The sequence below is a fragment of the Salmonella sp. SG203 genome (genome assembly GCF_013350575.1).
Taxonomy (GTDB): domain Bacteria; phylum Pseudomonadota; class Gammaproteobacteria; order Enterobacterales; family Enterobacteriaceae; genus Salmonella; species Salmonella enterica.
Window position 1 is genome coordinate 62,718 of record NZ_SNMT01000021.1, and the last position, 17,555, is coordinate 80,272.

At 48.1% G+C, this 17,555-nt stretch carries 20 protein-coding genes and 1 pseudogene; 3 read left to right on the forward strand and 18 right to left on the reverse strand.

Going from position 1 to position 17,555, the window contains the following annotated elements; all coding sequences use genetic code 11:
* Positions 1-98: 98 nt before the first annotated feature.
* The 10 genes from HV477_RS22120 to HV477_RS22165 form a co-directional block, all read right to left on the reverse strand.
* Positions 99-2,426: a replication endonuclease gene (locus HV477_RS22120; protein WP_175065396.1), complete on the reverse strand. Its 2,328-nt coding sequence runs from the start codon at positions 2,424-2,426 to the stop codon at positions 99-101.
* An 89-nt stretch (positions 2,427-2,515) separates the two neighbouring features.
* Complete coding sequence (locus HV477_RS22125; RefSeq protein ID WP_058144948.1) at positions 2,516-3,526, reverse strand: phosphoadenosine phosphosulfate reductase family protein; 1,011 nt, start codon at positions 3,524-3,526, stop codon at positions 2,516-2,518.
* Positions 3,523-4,371, reverse strand: a complete 849-nt coding sequence (locus HV477_RS22130; protein ID WP_058144947.1) for a DNA adenine methylase — start codon at positions 4,369-4,371, stop codon at positions 3,523-3,525. The genes HV477_RS22125 and HV477_RS22130 overlap by 4 nt, the downstream gene beginning before the upstream one ends.
* On the reverse strand, positions 4,368-4,664 hold the full coding sequence (locus HV477_RS22135) for a DUF3850 domain-containing protein (RefSeq protein WP_000178747.1): 297 nt from the start codon (positions 4,662-4,664) through the stop codon (positions 4,368-4,370). Before HV477_RS22135 ends, HV477_RS22130 begins: the two co-directional genes overlap by 4 nt.
* A complete protein-coding gene (locus HV477_RS22140; protein ID WP_000785513.1) occupies positions 4,661-4,888 on the reverse strand; it encodes a TraR/DksA family transcriptional regulator in 228 nt (75 codons plus the stop codon). The genes HV477_RS22135 and HV477_RS22140 overlap by 4 nt, the downstream gene beginning before the upstream one ends.
* Positions 4,888-5,121, reverse strand: coding sequence for a DUF2732 family protein (locus HV477_RS22145; RefSeq protein WP_001244238.1), 234 nt, complete (start codon positions 5,119-5,121; stop codon positions 4,888-4,890). The genes HV477_RS22140 and HV477_RS22145 overlap by 1 nt, the downstream gene beginning before the upstream one ends.
* A 67-nt stretch (positions 5,122-5,188) precedes the next feature.
* Entirely contained in the window at positions 5,189-5,530 is a 342-nt protein-coding gene (locus tag HV477_RS22150) for a DUF5347 family protein (protein WP_000963480.1), read from the reverse strand.
* Positions 5,494-5,694 carry a phage filamentation protein Fil family protein gene (locus tag HV477_RS22155; RefSeq protein WP_000956168.1) on the reverse strand — a complete coding sequence of 67 codons (201 nt, stop codon included), beginning with the start codon at positions 5,692-5,694 and terminating at the stop codon, positions 5,494-5,496. The genes HV477_RS22150 and HV477_RS22155 overlap by 37 nt, the downstream gene beginning before the upstream one ends.
* A gap of 7 nt (positions 5,695-5,701) precedes the next feature.
* Positions 5,702-6,211, reverse strand: a complete 510-nt coding sequence (locus HV477_RS22160) for a phage regulatory CII family protein (protein ID WP_023232903.1) — start codon at positions 6,209-6,211, stop codon at positions 5,702-5,704.
* Between the two features lie 32 nt (positions 6,212-6,243).
* Entirely contained in the window at positions 6,244-6,486 is a 243-nt protein-coding gene (locus HV477_RS22165) for a Rha family transcriptional regulator (RefSeq protein ID WP_000102106.1), read from the reverse strand.
* Positions 6,487-6,602: 116 nt separating this feature from the next.
* Here HV477_RS22165 and HV477_RS22170 point away from each other — a divergent pair, with 116 nt between their 5' ends.
* The 3 genes and pseudogenes from HV477_RS22170 to HV477_RS29075 form a co-directional block, all read left to right on the forward strand.
* Entirely contained in the window at positions 6,603-7,235 is a 633-nt protein-coding gene (locus HV477_RS22170; protein ID WP_000052556.1) for a phage repressor protein CI, read from the forward strand.
* A 2-nt stretch (positions 7,236-7,237) separates the two neighbouring features.
* Complete coding sequence (locus HV477_RS22175) at positions 7,238-8,263, forward strand: site-specific integrase (RefSeq protein WP_001668031.1); 1,026 nt, start codon at positions 7,238-7,240, stop codon at positions 8,261-8,263.
* Positions 8,264-8,628: 365 nt separating this feature from the next.
* A pseudogene (locus tag HV477_RS29075) lies at positions 8,629-8,711 on the forward strand (integrase); the annotation flags it as partial.
* Positions 8,712-9,003: 292 nt separating this feature from the next.
* Here the strand turns inward: HV477_RS29075 and HV477_RS22185 are convergent.
* The 8 genes from HV477_RS22185 to HV477_RS22220 all read right to left on the reverse strand — a co-directional run.
* Entirely contained in the window at positions 9,004-9,918 is a 915-nt protein-coding gene (locus HV477_RS22185; protein ID WP_020839148.1) for a hypothetical protein, read from the reverse strand.
* Between the two features lie 247 nt (positions 9,919-10,165).
* Positions 10,166-10,924: a Qat anti-phage system TatD family nuclease QatD gene (qatD, locus tag HV477_RS22190; protein ID WP_079899358.1), complete on the reverse strand. Its 759-nt coding sequence runs from the start codon at positions 10,922-10,924 to the stop codon at positions 10,166-10,168.
* Positions 10,921-12,186 (reverse strand): Qat anti-phage system QueC-like protein QatC, encoded by a 1,266-nt coding sequence (qatC, locus tag HV477_RS22195; RefSeq protein WP_020839146.1) that lies wholly within the window; start codon positions 12,184-12,186, stop codon positions 10,921-10,923. Before qatC ends, qatD begins: the two co-directional genes overlap by 4 nt.
* Positions 12,183-12,992, reverse strand: coding sequence for a hypothetical protein (locus HV477_RS28540; protein WP_023193100.1), 810 nt, complete (start codon positions 12,990-12,992; stop codon positions 12,183-12,185). Before HV477_RS28540 ends, qatC begins: the two co-directional genes overlap by 4 nt.
* Positions 12,992-14,869 carry a P-loop NTPase fold protein gene (locus tag HV477_RS22205; RefSeq protein ID WP_020839144.1) on the reverse strand — a complete coding sequence of 626 codons (1,878 nt, stop codon included), beginning with the start codon at positions 14,867-14,869 and terminating at the stop codon, positions 12,992-12,994. The genes HV477_RS28540 and HV477_RS22205 overlap by 1 nt, the downstream gene beginning before the upstream one ends.
* A 62-nt stretch (positions 14,870-14,931) precedes the next feature.
* Positions 14,932-15,339 carry a 3'-5' exonuclease gene (locus HV477_RS22210; protein ID WP_023226814.1) on the reverse strand — a complete coding sequence of 136 codons (408 nt, stop codon included), beginning with the start codon at positions 15,337-15,339 and terminating at the stop codon, positions 14,932-14,934.
* 348 nt (positions 15,340-15,687) lie between these two features.
* Positions 15,688-16,227: a phase 1 flagellin gene repressor FljA gene (gene fljA / locus HV477_RS22215; protein ID WP_045901582.1), complete on the reverse strand. Its 540-nt coding sequence runs from the start codon at positions 16,225-16,227 to the stop codon at positions 15,688-15,690.
* A 67-nt stretch (positions 16,228-16,294) separates the two neighbouring features.
* A partial coding sequence (locus HV477_RS22220; protein WP_175065393.1) for a flagellin occupies positions 16,295-17,555 on the reverse strand: 1,261 nt, incomplete at its 5' end.

Genomic DNA, 17,555 nt, shown 5'->3' on the forward strand with positions numbered 1-17,555 from the left:
AGTATAGTAGGAATTTGCGAATGTAAACCGTTTTTTATCTGTCAATTAGATCGCTCTGATGCGGATCAATAAGAGCAAGAATTGTTAAAGCTGCAGCATCAGTACCACTGACGCCATTTGTCATCTTCCTGCAGGCGGTGATTGCGGTAAAAAATACGTAGCCCTCCACCTGACGGAATACTGCCGCCGCGCAGAAGCAGGTCAATCTCTGACTCGCTACCATCGAACCCTCTTGAACTCAGCTCTGCCTCAAGCTGCAGGCGCTGCTGATCCGAAATAGTCTGTTTGTATGCTTTTTTCCGCTTTGGTTTTACCAGCCTTAACCTGGCTGTCAGCTCCCGCCGTTCCTTCTGGCCCATGTTGTAGAGATATTCCTGCAGCTCCTTCTCATCCATGGCTTTAATATCGGGTAAATCACCCCCTGATTTGTTCAGATTTTCAACAGGGGGACAGTTATTGCCACGAGTCCAAGGGGCGCAAGCGCCCTGGTCGGCTGTCGCCTCCTGAACGTCAACGGCCTTACGAACCTTTTTCCACTTCATCGCGTGCGTGCAAATCTTGCCCTCTGCAATCGGGGACCAGATGCCATAGATACGGATACCGTGATCGCCGTAGGCGCTCGGTTCGTCGTTAAGCTCATAAGCCGTGCGGACAAGGTGATGTTTACGGGGAACCAGTACACCGCCCTGCTTCATGATGTAGGTGGCAAAGCAGCCCGCATCAGCTGCCGCCAGTACCGCATCCAGACGCGGGTTATCCAATACCGGCGCACCCGCTTTGCGTTCGCCCTGCACTCTGGCCGCCTGACCAGCCAGCAAACGCAGCTCTCGGTATGCCTGACGCCCCGGAATACCAAAGAAACGGAATTGCTGGACACGGTGCAGCGACGCCCAGGCGCTGACATGCTCAGCGCTGTCACGCAGTGATCTGCCGGTTTCTTTGCTGATTTCTTTAGCCAGCCCGCGCCCGTCGATGTTCTTACTGATGTATTTGGCGATGTAGCTTGTCGGCGTGCCCTTGCGCGGGTTGATTAGCTCGGACTTGAAGCGCGGCCCGGTATTGGCGCCCAGCTCCTCGCGGTCTTCACGGATGGCAAACTTACGCAACAGCGCGGTGATGGAACGGCGGTCTTTTTTGCGCATGAAGCACAGAAGATGCCAGTGCACGGTGCCGTCATGGTGCGGCTCTGCAACGCGGACGCCATACCAGCGCAGCCCGGCCTTGTGCATTGCCTTGCGGAAAGCGGCGAACGTATCAACCAGATAGTCACTGCTCTGCCGGACAGTGGCACTGGTCCACTTCGGATTAGGTCTGCCGTTGTTGAGGGTTGCGTGGAAGCGTGACGGGCAGGTGATGGTATAGAACACTGCGCAGTCTCCGCGCATTTCCGCTATCAGCTCCAGCCCCTTAACACAGGCCATCATTTCATTACGGCGGTGTGCCGGGTTACTGTTGCTGGCGTTTACCACGTCTTCCATGTCCAGCGTGTCGCCATCTTCGTTGACCAGCTCATGCGAGCGGAAAAACTCCAGCGATTTGCGGCGCTGCTCGCGTTTGTGGATCATGGCTTCATAGCTGACATACGGGGACGCTTTCTTGTTGACCAGGCAGACGGCGCGCAGCTGTTCCTCCCGCCACTCGCAGCGCATCTGCCACAATTTGCGATACCACCAGTCCGCACACAGCATGCGCGCCAGCGACGGCGGGATAAGCTCATAAGGCACCGGCTTGCGGCGGCGCTTTTTGCGACGCAACTTCTCAAAGGCAGGCGGGATGACCTCAAGGCGCATGGCTTCTGCAGCAACCCTTTCCCATGCCTTGCGGATCTCTTCTGGCTTAACATCTTCGGCAACAAACAGATCACCGCAGGCAGCATCAAGGCACATGCTCATATGTGCCGCAACCAGCGTGGACAGACGTTTGACCTGATCCTGACTCATTTCAGGCAGAATCAGCAGCCCCTCCAGTCCGTCATGGCTCGCCATAAACCGAAACGAAGCGGACATTTGGCAGTCCCGCACGCGTTCCAGCCGATCAATACACGGTCTGATAGTTTCGCGCAGATAGCGGGAATACGCTTTCGGACGCCCCAAGGTATTGAAGTATTTAATCCGCTCCAGCAGAGGCTTGCTGATATGGGCAGGCGCGGCGCTTACATCGGCAATAATCACCAAATCAGGATTAACGCGCTGCTGTTCGCGGGCCATTTTGGCATGGCTAATCAGCCGATCCTGCTCCATTTCACGCTGGACAGGATCGCGGGGTTCATTGAAGAAATAACGTTCCCAAACCTTATCACTCAGCGCCTCACGGCGCAGATGCTCCTGCTCGTTATCCGCAGCGTACAGAGTGATGAGGTTTGAAAGCGCAGACTCCGGCGCAACTTCCGCCGGGTCCAGATACGGGTTAACCGCTTGTTTGGGCAAATTCCACGAATAAAGTCCGGCAACATTCTCAACGCTACCGGGATTTTCAGTTACAAATGTGGCGGCAAGGCGGCCTGTAGTGATTTCCGTCACTCGCAGACTCCCGCATAAACACTGCTACACACCGCCTTATCATTCATTCCTGCCAGCAGATCGAACTGCACACCGCCACGAGTGGTTAAGGCCCAGTCGCGATAAGACTCAATGCCATAAGCATCAACGGTAATGACTTCAATACGTTTTTCAGCACGGCGCGGGTCATGCGTGGACGGGAAGAATGTTGAATTGCCACGCCGTGAACATTCTGCAACCATCCTCTCCCATTCAGCCACACGGCTGATTTCTTCAGGCCAGCGCTGGAAAATTTCTGCAAGCTCGGACTTGCGGGCGTGAATACATGGCATACACCCGACACGGCTGCAGCCCTGCAGATAAAGTGGGTTAGGCTTAATGCCATGGCGTCTGGCAAGAGCGAACACATCTTCATGCAGCCAGTTGAGGATCGGACGATAGACATGAAGGCCCGGTGTATCGTCTGCGTCTTCCTCCCACTCAGGCAGCAAAGCACGCTCTGGGGATTCCTGTCCCCTGACGCCCTGCCAGCTGATTACCTCGTCGTATTCATCCAGAGCCGGGACGATCACCTGCGTACGCACCGGCTCATGTTTCAGCTCAAAAGTACAAAAACGAACTTTTGTTGAAGGAAAACGGCCTTTCCACATGCACAAATCAAGAAACGGAATGCCGGTTGGTTTAAGGATTTCCAGTGCCCGATGGATACGCTCTGCAGCCTCATCCGGCGACATACCGCATTCCTGAACCAGAGAAACGGGCCACTTTTCCGCAATAAATTTACGTTTCCCTTCTATCTGGCGCGTGAAATCGGCTTTAACGCGGATAACCTTGCCCAGCTTTGATTCCAGATAATCCAGATATTCCATCGTCTGCGGGTGTTCATGGCCCGTATCAGCAAAGACAGAAATATGCGGAACATCGTTTTCAATAGCTCTTAGCCACTGTGCAAGACTATCTTTGCCGCCTGAAATACTGATGGTATTGATGGTGCTGGCAGCGAAGCAGCGCGGATCGATGGCATTCATACGCGCACCTCAACGGTACGGTCTGGACCTCTGGCAAAATCAACACCGAACCAGCATACTGATTTCGTAGCGATGATTTCTGATGCAGATTTACCATCACCTGCAGCCACGCCCATGCTGCGCTTAGCGCTGATACGGTGGCGGGTGAAATTACGATAAAGGGAGCGTGTCAGGGATGTGTCGCTGTTGGACACGATAACCGGATGACCTTCTGATGACCGGCGCTCAAGAATAGACGCCAGATGATACTGGTCGTCCTCTGTAAAACCGGCAGCGTGATAACCGCTAAATGTGCCATCGTATGGCGGATCACAATAAACAACATCACCAGCCTGCAGCAGCGACAGCGTTTCCTCAAAGCTGGCACAAATAAACGTTGCACGTTTAGCCTTCTCGGCAAATGTGCGTATTTCATTTTCAGGGAAGTACGGCTTTTTATAATGTCCGTATGGATTGTTATATTCACCCTTCTGGTTATAACGGCAAAGACCACGATAGCCATGGCGATTGAGATAAAGGAAATATACTGCTTTCATGAAATCAGTTATTTCAGATGAATGATTAAATTCATGTCTAATGTTGTAATAAGCAACTTCTCTATTCGCGATCGCAAAAATATTTTTTGCCCGTGATATGAAAGCTTCACAATCAAGGGCGATTTTTTTATAGAGATTGATAAGATCTGGATTAATATCCGCGACAAGATAATGAGGATAGTCTGTCGCCATCATCACAGCACAGGAACCCGCGAAAGGTTCAACCAGCCGCGAGCCAGCAGGAAGGTGCTTAATCAATTCCGGCATGATAGCGGTTTTATTTCCCGCCCATTTCAGGATAGTGGTCATATAGCTCCCCCTGAAATGACATAGGAGAGAGCCTCAAGCGGCGTTAATGAGCGAATAGAAAGAATTACCCATTGCCCTTCCACTGCCACAACTTCATTAATCGGTAAAGTGTGGGTAATAACAGCGGCCCATTCCCGACCAGTATATGAACCGTGTTTCCATTCGCAGAGAGAAAGGACATCACCTACTTTGTAGCCGCGATCATCTTTGCGAAGCTCTGCCTTTTTGCTGCCAGCGACTACGGCATTAAAATACTTAGGTGCAATTTTTATCTGATGGATGCGCATAGTCATACTGCACCTCCGTTATAGTGTTTGCCTTTCAGCTCTGCGATTTCCTGACAAGTGACACAGCACTGCACGCCCGGAATGGCGCGGCGGCGTGCTGGCGGGATCGGTGCATCACAATCAATGCAAAGAACACGTGAAACGCCCGGCGTTCTGTTGCGGGCGGTGTGGATATGGCGCTGGCGTTCTTCTTCAACGCGCTGCTGTACAAGGTCCATTGAATCAGCCATCAGTGGATCTCCTGCGCTTCGTTCTGAATGTTTTCAGCCGCAATACGCAGCAGCTCCGCCGCTTCAACGTGGTTAAGCTGGCGTGACGTGATATGGCAGGCCAGGCTATCAAGACGGGCTGCCATTGCCGCAGCACGTGCCCGGCGCTCTTCCATCCGTGCATCAGTCAGCATCTGGTTAAGGCCAGCATCATCTGGTCCGGTTTTGGTGATACGGGTTTCAATATTTCGCATTGTTGTTTCTCCTGAATTTGGGCAATAAGAAGCCCGGCGGGTTTACGCCTTTAATTTCGGTTGTGGGTTAATTCGGCATGGCTAGCCGATTTGGAAATAAACTCACCACTGTACGGAAATGGTTCATTGCTTTAATCAGCTCCCGCTTTTCGTCAGTCGTCAGCTCACTAACATTGACGCTATGACGTTCCGCCGGAATCTTTGCCATAAAAAATATTGCGGCTAATGCGCGTTTATTCTGCTCATGGTTAATATCCCGTTGGTCCCGCATATCGCTAATAAAACGCTCCAGTTCTGAATCAATATTTAAGCCAAACACTTTCGCCCTTAATTCCGCGATGTGGTTTAACCCATTAAGGCGGAGGCCAGCGCTTAGCGGAACAGTCGCAGCATCGCCTTCAATAGCCATGGTTTCCCCTGCTTTTTAGTGGACAGCTCAGCCAGCAACGCATCCTGAGAGCGGCACGGATGCCAGCGCTTGCCATCCTTCCCCATAATCCAGCCATGACCGCAGTGCATTGCAGGACTTTGCTTAACAAGCAGTGATGCAAAAGATGGTTCTTTAGTCAGCATAACCACCTCAGATCAGACCGAACGAAGCGCCGAGGCCCGTCACGGTATCTACTGCGCTTGCCATCGCCGGATTCGCCTGCAAACGCGCATGTAATGAAACTGCGGTGAGTGCCATCAGGCGCGTGACAGAGTTGATGCTGTTGATAACATCGCGGCGGCCCGTACTGGTTTTTACATCACCGGATACTGCGCCTGCAGCTACTCGTCCAATCTCCGCAGTTGCACTCATGACGTAATGCGGCAGGTTCTCTTTTGCCACTTCATTCAATGGCACACACGGCAGGCAATGGATTTGAGCCAGAAAACCGTCAACCAGCGTTGAGTCTTCTGTGATATCAGTCAGCAGCCAGATCTCCGGCGCCGTCAGCTGATGCGGTTGCTCCGGGTTCAGCTTGTTACGCAGCGTCTGGACATTCATTCCTGCGCGTTCTGCCAGCTTCGCCATGTTGTGACGCAGCGCGAAAGCCCGGCAGGCTTCGTCAAAGTGTGGATGTTTGGAAATCTTATAATCAAACATGCGCCCCCCTCAAAAAGCTCTCATAATTGAACTTACTGACCAACAATGACGCGAAAGTTGGAATGACCGAGGGACTCACGAACCTGGTCGGTTTTGTACATCAGGTAACGCAGGCTTACGCGGCCTTTGTTTTTTTCTTTCTTGACCATGTACTTAGCAAGCTGACCATGGTGAATTTTCTGGTAAACAGAGCCACGCGAGATACCTTCCCATTCAGCGAACTCTGCAGGCGTAGCCATCTCTTTTGGTACACGAATTGAAATATCAGTGCTCATAGTGCAGTATCTCTTAGTTTGTTTTCGTTTCATCTCGTTTTATGTGGTTTGGTTTTGCTTTTCAAACCATGAGCGGATATTAAGATCACTTTTTATATGCGTCAAGAGGTTTGATTATGAGTTTAATCAAGGCAGGGAATGATAGTGGTGGGCGTGATGCAATCAACAGGCTTATTAAGGCCTACAATTTCAGCTCGCGTCAGCAGCTCTGCGAACATCTGGACGTTTCGAAAAGCACCATGGCTAACAGATACTTAAGAGATAGTTTTCCCGCTGAATGGGTAATTCAATGCGCCCTTGAAACAGGAATTTCTCTTCTATGGCTGGCTACCGGTCAGGGAGATATGTATGCGAGTGAGAACGAAGAAAAGAATCTCAAAAACGAAACCCCGGTCACGGTAAGACCACTTTCTAAAATCGTAGCTCCCAGTATCAAACATGCTGAGTTGAAGAACGGCGAACTGCTTCCGAGTGATGAAATCCTTCTCGATAGCAGACTGCTGGATGGTGAATCCTCCAACTCTCTTTTTGTAAAAACAGCCAGTGATAGCTTTGTTGTGGATACGTCTGTGAAACAAATCAGCAATGGTTATTGGCTGGTAGACATCGACGGCGTTAAAAGCTTCGTCAAGATTGCCCGCATTCCTGGCAATAAAATTGTGGTTCATCAGGATGAAGCATCCTTTGAGTGCGCCGTAGATGATGTAGAGGTAATTGGCCGCGCAGTAAAAGTCATTAAGAGCATCTAACTATGACGATAAGAAAACAGCCGAACGGAAAATGGTTGTGCGAGTGTTACCCGAACGGGCGTGACGGCAAGCGCGTGCGCAAGCAATTTGCGACTAAAGGCGAGGCTATAGCATTCGAAAACCACACCATGGATGAGGTGAACAAAAAACCGTGGCTGGGGGAGAAGGAAGATCGGCGGCATTTGTCAGAAGTGATTGATCAGTGGCATTCACTTTATGGGCAGACGCTGGCAGACCCTAAACGCCTGATGGCAAAACTCAGCATTATTTGTAATGGCTTGGGCGATCCCATTGCCTCAGAGTTAACCGCAGGCGATTTTACGAAATACAGGGAAGCACGGTTAAAAGGTGAAGTAAAAAATGAAGATGGCGTGCTTATGTCGCCAGTTAAGCCCCGTACGGTAAACCTTGAACAACGTAACCTATCATCTGTTTTTGGCACGCTGAAAAAGCTGGGCCACTGGTCAGCACCCAACCCGCTCGCTGGGCTGCCAACATTCAAAATCGCAGAGGGCGAACTGGCGTTCCTGGCACCGGAAGAAATTAAACGTCTACTGGATGCCTGTGCTGATTCTCAGAATCCCAGTTTGCTGATGATTGCAAAAGTATGCCTGGCAACTGGCGCCCGATGGAGTGAAGCTGAAAACCTGCAGGGCCATCAGCTATCAAAATACCGCATCACTTATACCAAGACGAAGGGCAAGAAAAACCGTACCGTGCCAATATCTCAGGATCTGTATGACGAACTCCCCAAAAACAGAGGGAAGCTATTCACGCCATGCAGAAAAGCTTTTGAGCGTGCAGTAAAAAGAGCTGGTATTGAGCTACCAGAAGGCCAATGCACCCACGTGCTGCGCCATACCTTCGCCAGCCACTTTATGATGAACGGCGGAAACATACTGGTACTGCGCGATATTCTGGGCCACGCAGATATAAAAATGACGATGGTTTACGCTCACTTTGCCCCTGACCACCTCGAAGACGCAGTGACAAAAAACCCGCTTCACAACCTCAATTGGAAACGCTAATTTATGGCGGCATTTTGGCGGCAGGGCATTAAAAACGCGTAAAACGGACGAATACTGAATAATACTAACCCGATGTTTTTAAACGCAATATGTTGTTTTTACTATACTAAAAATGGTATGTAGGAATTTCGGACGCGGGTTCAACTCCCGCCAGCTCCACCAAAATTCTCCATCGGTGATTACCAGAGTCATCCGATGAAGTCCTGAAAGCCCGCATGGCACAAGCCCTGCGGGCTTTTTTGTGTCTTCAATTTGTCCTGCAAAATCTCAAGCAAACTAATTTATTCTGAACTTTTTAGGCCCATTGATAGGCCCAACGAAAAGCTCTATTGTTTTCGTTGGGCCTAAAAGCATGGAGACGACTCATGGCAAGACGAACCAAGCGTTAACAGATACGGAAATCAAAGCCGCCAAACTTAAAGATACCGATTACCAGCTGTATGATGGAAGAAAGACCGGAAACTTCAGTTTAGACTGGCACTGTTTACAGGGGGAAGGTCAGGATGACTCGGTACGAAAGGTTATTTATCTGGCAATCAAGGATGCATCAAAAAAATGGAGTATGCCGATCCAGAATTGGTGACTGGCGATGAGTCGCTTTATTGTCGAGTTCGGTGACCGCCTGAACGATCACCTTTAATATATTGGCAGTTACACAGAATTACTGACAGGCTCAATTTCGGCGGTAGTCACAAATAGCCATATGAGCAGGCCTTTCCACTCGGGAAGACTTTTTCACGTCAGGGATAAGTGATATGCCCTACAATCGCGCAGATGAGTCGATAATCGCTAACGTAGAAGATCTCCGGATTATCCGCACTTTGCTCGCCGATAAAGAAAACCCAAGCTTTATCTTTCAGCCCTTTCCCTTTGGCTTCTATCGCCTCTGTCCGAGCGGCCTCCAGCTCTTTGCGAACCACGGTACGCTTGGCTTTTGACCAGCCAGCCCAATCGATGTAGATCTGGTAGCTTCGAGTGGGTTTAGGTTTACCTGACTCATCTTCCCCCCATTCACCAGACAGTGGAATGATGAGTTTTTCATCATTTTCAGTAAATTTGTTCCAGAGTAGTGGTGCATAAAAGATCTTCGGCTCCGGGTAAGGTTGAATCTCATTCCGGAGCTTTTTAAACGCCGTCATGTAGATTTGACCACTGATACCAGGAACGTTAAGCGACATTCCCCGGTCATGCGGGAACCGGATGAAGGCACGGCAAATATTGCGAATAGCATTCACTTGACGCCGGGATTGTCGTTCGGATGAATTACCTTCACCAGATTGTGAGGATGCTGAACGTGTCGAACTGGATTTACTTTCATCACCAGAGAAACCGGGTTCAACAACCGGGCGTTTTTCGATCAACTTTAATCCCGAGGGCATTAAACCCGGAGCACTGTCCAGTATGTTGCGGACACTCGCCTTCTGGCCTTGGCGAATTACTGTGCTTTCAGCATCAGCATCACATTCATGATGATGTTGAATATGTCGTTTCTTTTTAAAATAGGCTCTGACTTTTTTATCTTTTTCCCATGCAGCAGGATGCATGGTTATACCACACCCCCAGCACACATAGCCTTCCGTATCAACACTATCAAGCAACCACAGATCCTCTGCCTCTACAATCTCACGGGTATGTTTATCACGTGCAGACTCCATCACATTTTCCTTTTGTAGAATAAAAATCCAGCATACCTAGTTTTGGCAGTCAAATGCTCACAAAGATGATTCTCCATAAAACTCGTCGGTAATGTCTCTCGCTGCCAATTCCCCCTAAAAGTTATGAGGTTCCTTGATTTAAGTACGTTGCGGTTACTCACTATGTCAACAAACAGCATACGCATTGAGACTTACACCATCCGACTAAAATATCTGTTAAACCTGTGGCAATTGAATACCATTTCGTTTAAGAGTTGAGAGCAATTCGATTGACCCCGATCTGTCCAAGCAACGTTTTCGTATTGCTTAACAATTGTAGCTTTACATCATTTTCAGGCATTGACCACGCCTGACCCAGCAATCGAACTGTAATATTGAAATCCCATGGCATCACAGTTCGATTGTCAAATTGAGCAAATGGCCCGTCGCTCTCTGGCACAACCTTGTCTTTAGGGAGCTTAGTAGCAAGAGCTTTCCCTGCGGCAGAGTTGAAAGCAGCCGGACCAATACTGAACCAGCATCCCTGTGCTGAAGCATCCCTCAATTCCGCAACACTTCCAGTGAACCAATGTAAAATAGGAATTCCGTGAGAGGGGAACGCTTTTAAGGTAGCTAGCACATCCGGAACGGCCTGTCTTGAGTGAATGCTCATTGCTCGTCCCCCAACATCGTGGCACTTCCTGACCGCCTCGGAAAACACTCGACGTTGCATCGCGTAACTGGTGGAATATCGTTTTGAACCATCCAATCCAATCTCACCTACAGCAGCTACGTTTTGAATCAACTCGAGAAGCATTTCCAATTCCTGGAAACGATCAGCGACAATTTCAGGATGAAGTCCAGGACTGATCATTACCGATTCATGTTTTTCTAAAACATGACTTGTAGCCTGAAAAGCCTTTGGGCTCGTAGTAACTAACCAAGTGAAAACATTACGCTTAATCGCACCGGCATAAACATTTCTAGCCTTGGGATACAAATCAACGTGACAGTGAAAATCAATCAAAGCAATTTATCCTGAGTGAGTACAGTTTCTAGCTCTTTTATACCTTCTTGCAAAACTCTACGGTACATAGGGCGCTCGTTAATCGGTGCAAAAGCCAACGAGCCACCAAGAAATCTATCAAGCCCTCTCTTCCTTACATCAAGGATGGCAAGTGCAACAGCCATAGGATCATCGGGTGCACTTGATTTATCACTGCCAACAACAGACTCAAAGCGGTAAGATGTTGTATCCCCCTCAGGTTTCCATGCAAGGAATGCAGCCCGACGGATCAAGCATGGAACACAGCGTCCACAGTGCTGACGATTATAAGTTCGAAAACGGCCACAACTTGTAGAATCAGCAGCCCATTTTTGCAAGAGGTCTTGGTCAAGACATTCCCGCATCATTTCGCCTTTAGTTTTAAAACGGTAAGGCAATTGAAACTGCACATTAATACCCAAAGTATCCAGAACTCTTTGCAACATATCGATAAACATAGGATGCGTTGTTCGAGTACTCAAACTAGATACACGCCCTGGAACCAAAGGAGGATTAATGGAGATCACCCCATTTTCCGGGATAAATATTGTTGGCTTCGGTTGGTTGATTTTTGTTGAAGCAAGTAGTGCAAATGCATAAAAAGCTAATGAACGACCACGTGTAGAAGGTTCGCGCGATCCTTTGAAGCTGATACCATGACTCCATTGATAATGTGAGCCATTTCCCATCAGCATAGCCGCGTATGCTCTCTGTCGCTCTGAATCTTTATGTGCGAGCTGAGAAACAAATAGAGGTTTTTGGCCTTTAGTTACTAAATCAATCCCACCTATTAGACTATCTAATCCCCCCGATAATAAAGACACGCAGTCATTGCTGAGAAAAGCCCCGTCTCCTTGAGGAGATTCCATGCCTGCATTATTGAAATTTAATAACCAATAATCACCAGTCAGAACTTTTAGCATATCTTCAAGATCAGATTTCAGCGGTAGCCATTTATCTGGATCGCACAACCCAACCGTAAGCTGAATATTCCGGGTCCAGCCATCTGCACTTGTTCTTCTAGGGCTTGATAGATCCGCGCTACATACCGCGAGGCAAAACTGTACGAAATCCCAAATCTCTGTTGAAGGTCGAAACCCACCCCGTTTTAATGCACCATGCCATCGATTCGCAATTGTACCAACACCTGCACGCTTAGCGCCTTTAAAATAGGAGAATACTCGCTCATCAGCAGGAATCTGCGCTGGAATCAGTTCTGCTTTAGCACACATAACTTTAATCATTCTGAAAATACCTCTAAGGCAGACAAGAGAATTGACTGAGCCAAACTTTTCGGTTCTGTATTTTTTGTAGTTTGTTTTTCCAATACCACTCTAACCTCAGCACCGACCCACTCGCGAATATCAGAACGCCGTTCCTGAATTAATAAAGGATCATATTTTAATTTTTCGTAAGTCTGTCCAAGCTGGAGATCTATTCGATTACAAATCTCATTCGCAATGGTCAACCCCATGACTTCAGCTATCTGCGCATCCGTGAGATTAAATATGTCCACGTCCGGATAAAGTTCATAGAGTTGTGCCATAGCCTCCGCGCCAGCATTACGGAGCGATTCGTCATCAACGCTTCCTGTCCCAGGAATAACCTCTTTCAAAATTTCAAGAGTAAGATCTGTTGCCGAAAGGTTCTCTTGACGAACGTGAGTAAGCCAATCAATCACTCGCTGGTCGTTTCCATCCCTAACAGACGTCAGGAACTCACCAAGACTACCGACACCACTGGCAACACCTCGCATAGTAGCGGCTGCTCGTCGCGCGCCCCCCATGCCTTTGGAGACCATGCTTTTTGTCGCACCACGTAAATTATCGTGGCTGCCATTTTGCAGATATCTCCCAAGTAGCGAACGAGCAGGTCCAAACCGTCGTTCTGGTGCTATTGCACCATCAGGAATTACATTTCCACCGTTCTCCTCCGATGGTGAATCAGGCGAATCACCTCCACCTGTTGTAGAGTCACTTTCAGGTTTTAACCATTCAGGATCAAACGGTGAACCTGCACGGCCTCCCCCACTAGAAGTTGATGTTCCCATTAGCGCCTCCTCCCAAGGTTCACAATTGCATTCCTAGTTGTTTTTGGTAATTCGTTAAGATCTTTCCATCGTTCTAAAAGTTGCTGTGCCCATGGCTGAGCACCAAGAGTTGGGATTAAACCTGGGCCAATAAGTTTCAGAGGAGCCTGATCCAACAAGCTGACTGCTTTATTCCCAATTTCCGTGTAAACCTTGCAGCACTCAATCAGCATTACAATTTCTTTGCTACTCTTCCAGGTACGTGAGGTACTATTGCTCTGCCAAGCCTTAGTCATCGCCAACTCTGTCTGTGAAGGTCCTATTTTCCTCATAAGTTCAACTAAGGACTCATGACCATTAGTTGCAACTTTCAGTGCGTCTCTCAATTTTCTAGAATCAGGAGTCATATTGTCATCACCGAAGTCACGAGTTCCAGAGTCACGACTGAGGTGGAGAAGCGGGCGTAGATCCTCGGTTCCCAAAGCTGGCAGGAGTTGGAGCCATTGCTGAGTAAATGGCGTATTCTTGAAAGGCTCAGGTAAACTACTCTGACCCGCTGCAGCAGCTTCAGCATCCGCCAAAACTTGTACCCTACCGTCATTATCCGAATGAACACGACTAGCAAGTTCCTCAGCAAGGCTTTCGTCGCACCTTTCAAGGAGATGCCATTTTGCCAGTGCGGCTATATCTAACGTTATTCCCTGAGGCGCAGAAAGAGCATCACGCAAATAAACAGTATTTAAAAATCTTTTCATTAGCCGGGGATTAGCGTTTACTGCTAAAGAACTATGAAGAAGAGCCGCAAGGCCTTGGGCTAAATCCATTAAACTTTTGAGTGCATTAACATGCTCAACCAGTTCATATAAAAACTCTTGATTGATCGTTTCACCTTTCCAACTATTACGCAGCTTCTCAGGGATAACGCTAAGAGCATGATTGAATCTTTCCTTACTGAAATGACCTGCGTTGGTCTCTCGCTCAAGCAGCAAAAGCACCAGATACGCTTTCGCCTCATTCAAACCAAGGCGAGGAACATGCAGTGGAACCTGTATTAATTTATCGAAATAGTTAGTTGCAACATCGCCCGTAATTCCCGCTCCATCAAAGTGAACCTTCACTGCAGCTTTTATAAAATCATTATCTGCAGCAATAACGAAAGCGCTACGGCGAATAAATAGTAATAAACGAATTGATTCAAGTGTTGAAATTGCTGTTTGTGGCAAACATCTGTCTAAATCATCCACAAATATTACTAGCGTAATTTTCAACTCATCGAGAATACTCTCTAAAGTATCCCTGAATGCCTGAATATGGGCTGGCATCGAGAATGGTTCACTCGGTTTTAGAAGACCACTGGTATTTAGCTCGAGACTATCTGTATCTGATGATCCATTGCTCGATTTGTCATCCGACGCAAACCAACCAGCCAATTTACAAACGGTTTTTCCAAGAGAACCGACAGGAATGCCAGTAGTTAAAGTCAATGCAGCTTCGCCGCTTAATTGAGCGACTCGGAGAAGATTTATCCTTCGCCACAATTCAGATACTTTGTCAGTGATAGTCTTATTTTCATCTGTAAGCCGAACAATCTCGTCCCCCACAATTTGTAACAATGCACTTCTGGCGGACTCAAAATCTTGGTACAGCCATGGATTGAAAGTGAGTACGACGAAGGAATGCTTTTCTTGATTTCTCTCTTCAACCAACGCCCCTTTAACTGAGGAGCTCTCCAGGCGGGATGCAATCATTTTCACCAGAGAAGATTTACCAGCTCCCCAGCCACCTGAGACCCCTATAGAAATAGGTTCCCCATTAGCCTGCTTCAGCAGGCTTGCGCATGCATCAGCAACAACACCAAAATTCAAATAATCAACAGTTGTCTCGTTGTCATGCCACATAGCGAAAAATCCATTTAAAATTAGTTTATATCAATAGGATATGAAAACTGTTGGTATCTGGTTCACAAATTCACTCTTGTGTAGGGCACTTGGCCTGTGGTCAGCAGATCAACACAACGCCCTGCAAAGGCGTTTGGTATCGCAAGAGCAACAAAATTGCGAGCACGGGTTAGGCCAACGTAGAGTACACGCTTTGCCTCAGCATCTACTCGTTCTTGCCATGACTCAAACAGTGCTTCAATTCTGTTTTCAGGGGCTCGATTCGGCGGGACTACGACGCATACTGCATCGTACTCACGACCTTTCACTTCATGTATGTTGCCACATGCAAAACCTAGAGCAGCGGGCGCTTGAAGATGCTTTGACCATTGCGCATTAGGAGGCTGTCGTGAATCGCCACGGATAACCTGGCCCCCTACAGTATCACAGAAGGCGTTGGCGTACCCATTGAGCCAAATTTGAGCCTTCATAAAAGGCCTGGTAAATTTTGTGATTGTTGGGATCGGTAGCTACGGCCTTTTACATCGCTTCAACTCGTTCGGCAAGCATGAATGAAGAGTAATCATCACCAGACGACAATAGTGCAACTGCCCTCTTTCCTGGACTGTTCCGGTACCCCAGGAGAAAGTACTTTATCAGTGTTCATCTCTCTTATGATGCCCGTGAACCCAAATGCGTCGCGGAACCTACTTTTACCTTCTTCTGACAAGAGCAGGAGTCTGGCACGATGAATACCGTTCATGTCCTCCGTTCATCAGGTCCTCTCCGGTAGCCCCTAAGTTTTACTTTTCTCACGGAATTTTTTATTACCGTAGGCGTTATTCAGCATAATCCGAAGACGTGATCCTGCTCACCCAGTCAAACATAACTTGCATATGATTGCCATTGGGTTTCCTCACACCAACCTGACACGCATTTACGCCTGTCGTTTTGCCAGTCAAAACCTGTCCATACTTCATATAGATTTTGATACCGACTCCCTGTTTATAGCACTTATTGCAAATCGAGAAATAATCTCTTCTTGATGGAGTATATTGCTGAAGATTAAATCCGTCAGCCGGTACCAGCGAAAGATTAAAAGCGTCATTACCTGATAATTCTTCAAGAATTGCCAGAGACTCTAGTTTAACTTCAATGCGCTTATTTCCTTTAGGTTTATCCGAAGCCAGAATCAAATTTTCCTTCGGATTAAACTTCGCAATGTAGCCTGTGATTATCCGGGCATTATTACTCACCAATCGAACAGGGATATCATTAAAACGTAGAAATTGAACTCGACGAGCAAGCATAGAATAATCCCGCGGCCATATTTCAGCCTCTCGCCCGTAGGAAATATCATTTACAGCTATACATTCCATAAAGATATATTCATCTATGCTGAATGAAAAAGCCCCGGATTCACGGGGCTGAATAAAACGAAATAAATTAACGTAACAGAGACAGCACGTTCTGTGGGACCTGGTTAGCCTGCGCCAGAACGGAAGTACCGGCCTGCTGCAGAATCTGCGCGCGAGACATGTTGGAGACTTCGGTAGCGTAGTCGGAATCTTCGATACGGCTACGCGCTTCAGACAGGTTGTTTACGGTATTGCCCAGGTTGGTGATAGCAGAGTTGAAACGGTTCTGTACCGCACCCAGGTCAGAACGCAGCGCATCCACCTGCGCCAGCGCGGCATCAATTTTCTGCAGCGGGTTTTCGGTGGTTTTAGCGGCTGCTTCAGCCAGCTCTGGTTGTGCTTTGAAATCATGACCAGCGGCTTTGCTGGCATTGTAGGTTTTACCGTCGATAGTAACGACTTCGGTTTTACCGTCTACACCACCCAGTTGGTTAGCCGCTGTTTTGGTAGTGCCGTCAGCAGCAGTATAACTTGTGGTTTTAGCTTTAATTGCTCCTGTCGCTTCATCGTAATCTGCAGCGTAATACTTATCGCCGGCTTTAAGCGCATAACCGCCTTCAATTGTCTTACCATTTTTATCGGTATAAGACATTTTGACCAATGTCGCGGCACTTGCATCCGCAGATGAAACGCCCCCATCTTGTAAGGCTTTTTTCGTGGCAGCATCTGCTGCTACAGGAGCATTAACCTGTACCTTAGTAACAGCGGTATCACCTGTAACAGTAGATTTAGTTGGGGTAGCACCGAATGATACAGCCCCTGTAGCACTATCAACGGTAACTTCATATTTACCATTTTTGGCAGTATCCCCCGCATCGGTATAACCACTTACAGTGGCATAATATTTACCATCCTTAAAGGATACGGCGGCAGTCAATGTATCGCCAGTTACTGTCGGGTTGCCTAATGCAGCTTTAATATCAGTTGCAGTTGGTGCCGTAATCGCCTGAGTACCATCACTATAGGTAGAGCTGATAACGTCTGTCGCAGAAACATCATACGCTTTCTGCACGTTCAGTGAATCCAGACCCAGGGTCTGAGAGTTGATCTGCTTCAGATCGATATCGATAGTTTCACCGTCGTTGGCACCAACCTGGATGGTCAGGGTGTTGTCCTGCGCCAGGACTTTCACGCCGTTGAACTGAGTCTGACCGGATACACGGTCGATTTCGTTCAGGCGCTGGGTGATTTCAGCCTGGATGGAGTCGAGGTCAGACTGGGAGTTGGTGCTGTTAGCAGACTGAACCGCCAGTTCACGCACACGCTGCAGGTTGTTGTTGATTTCGTTC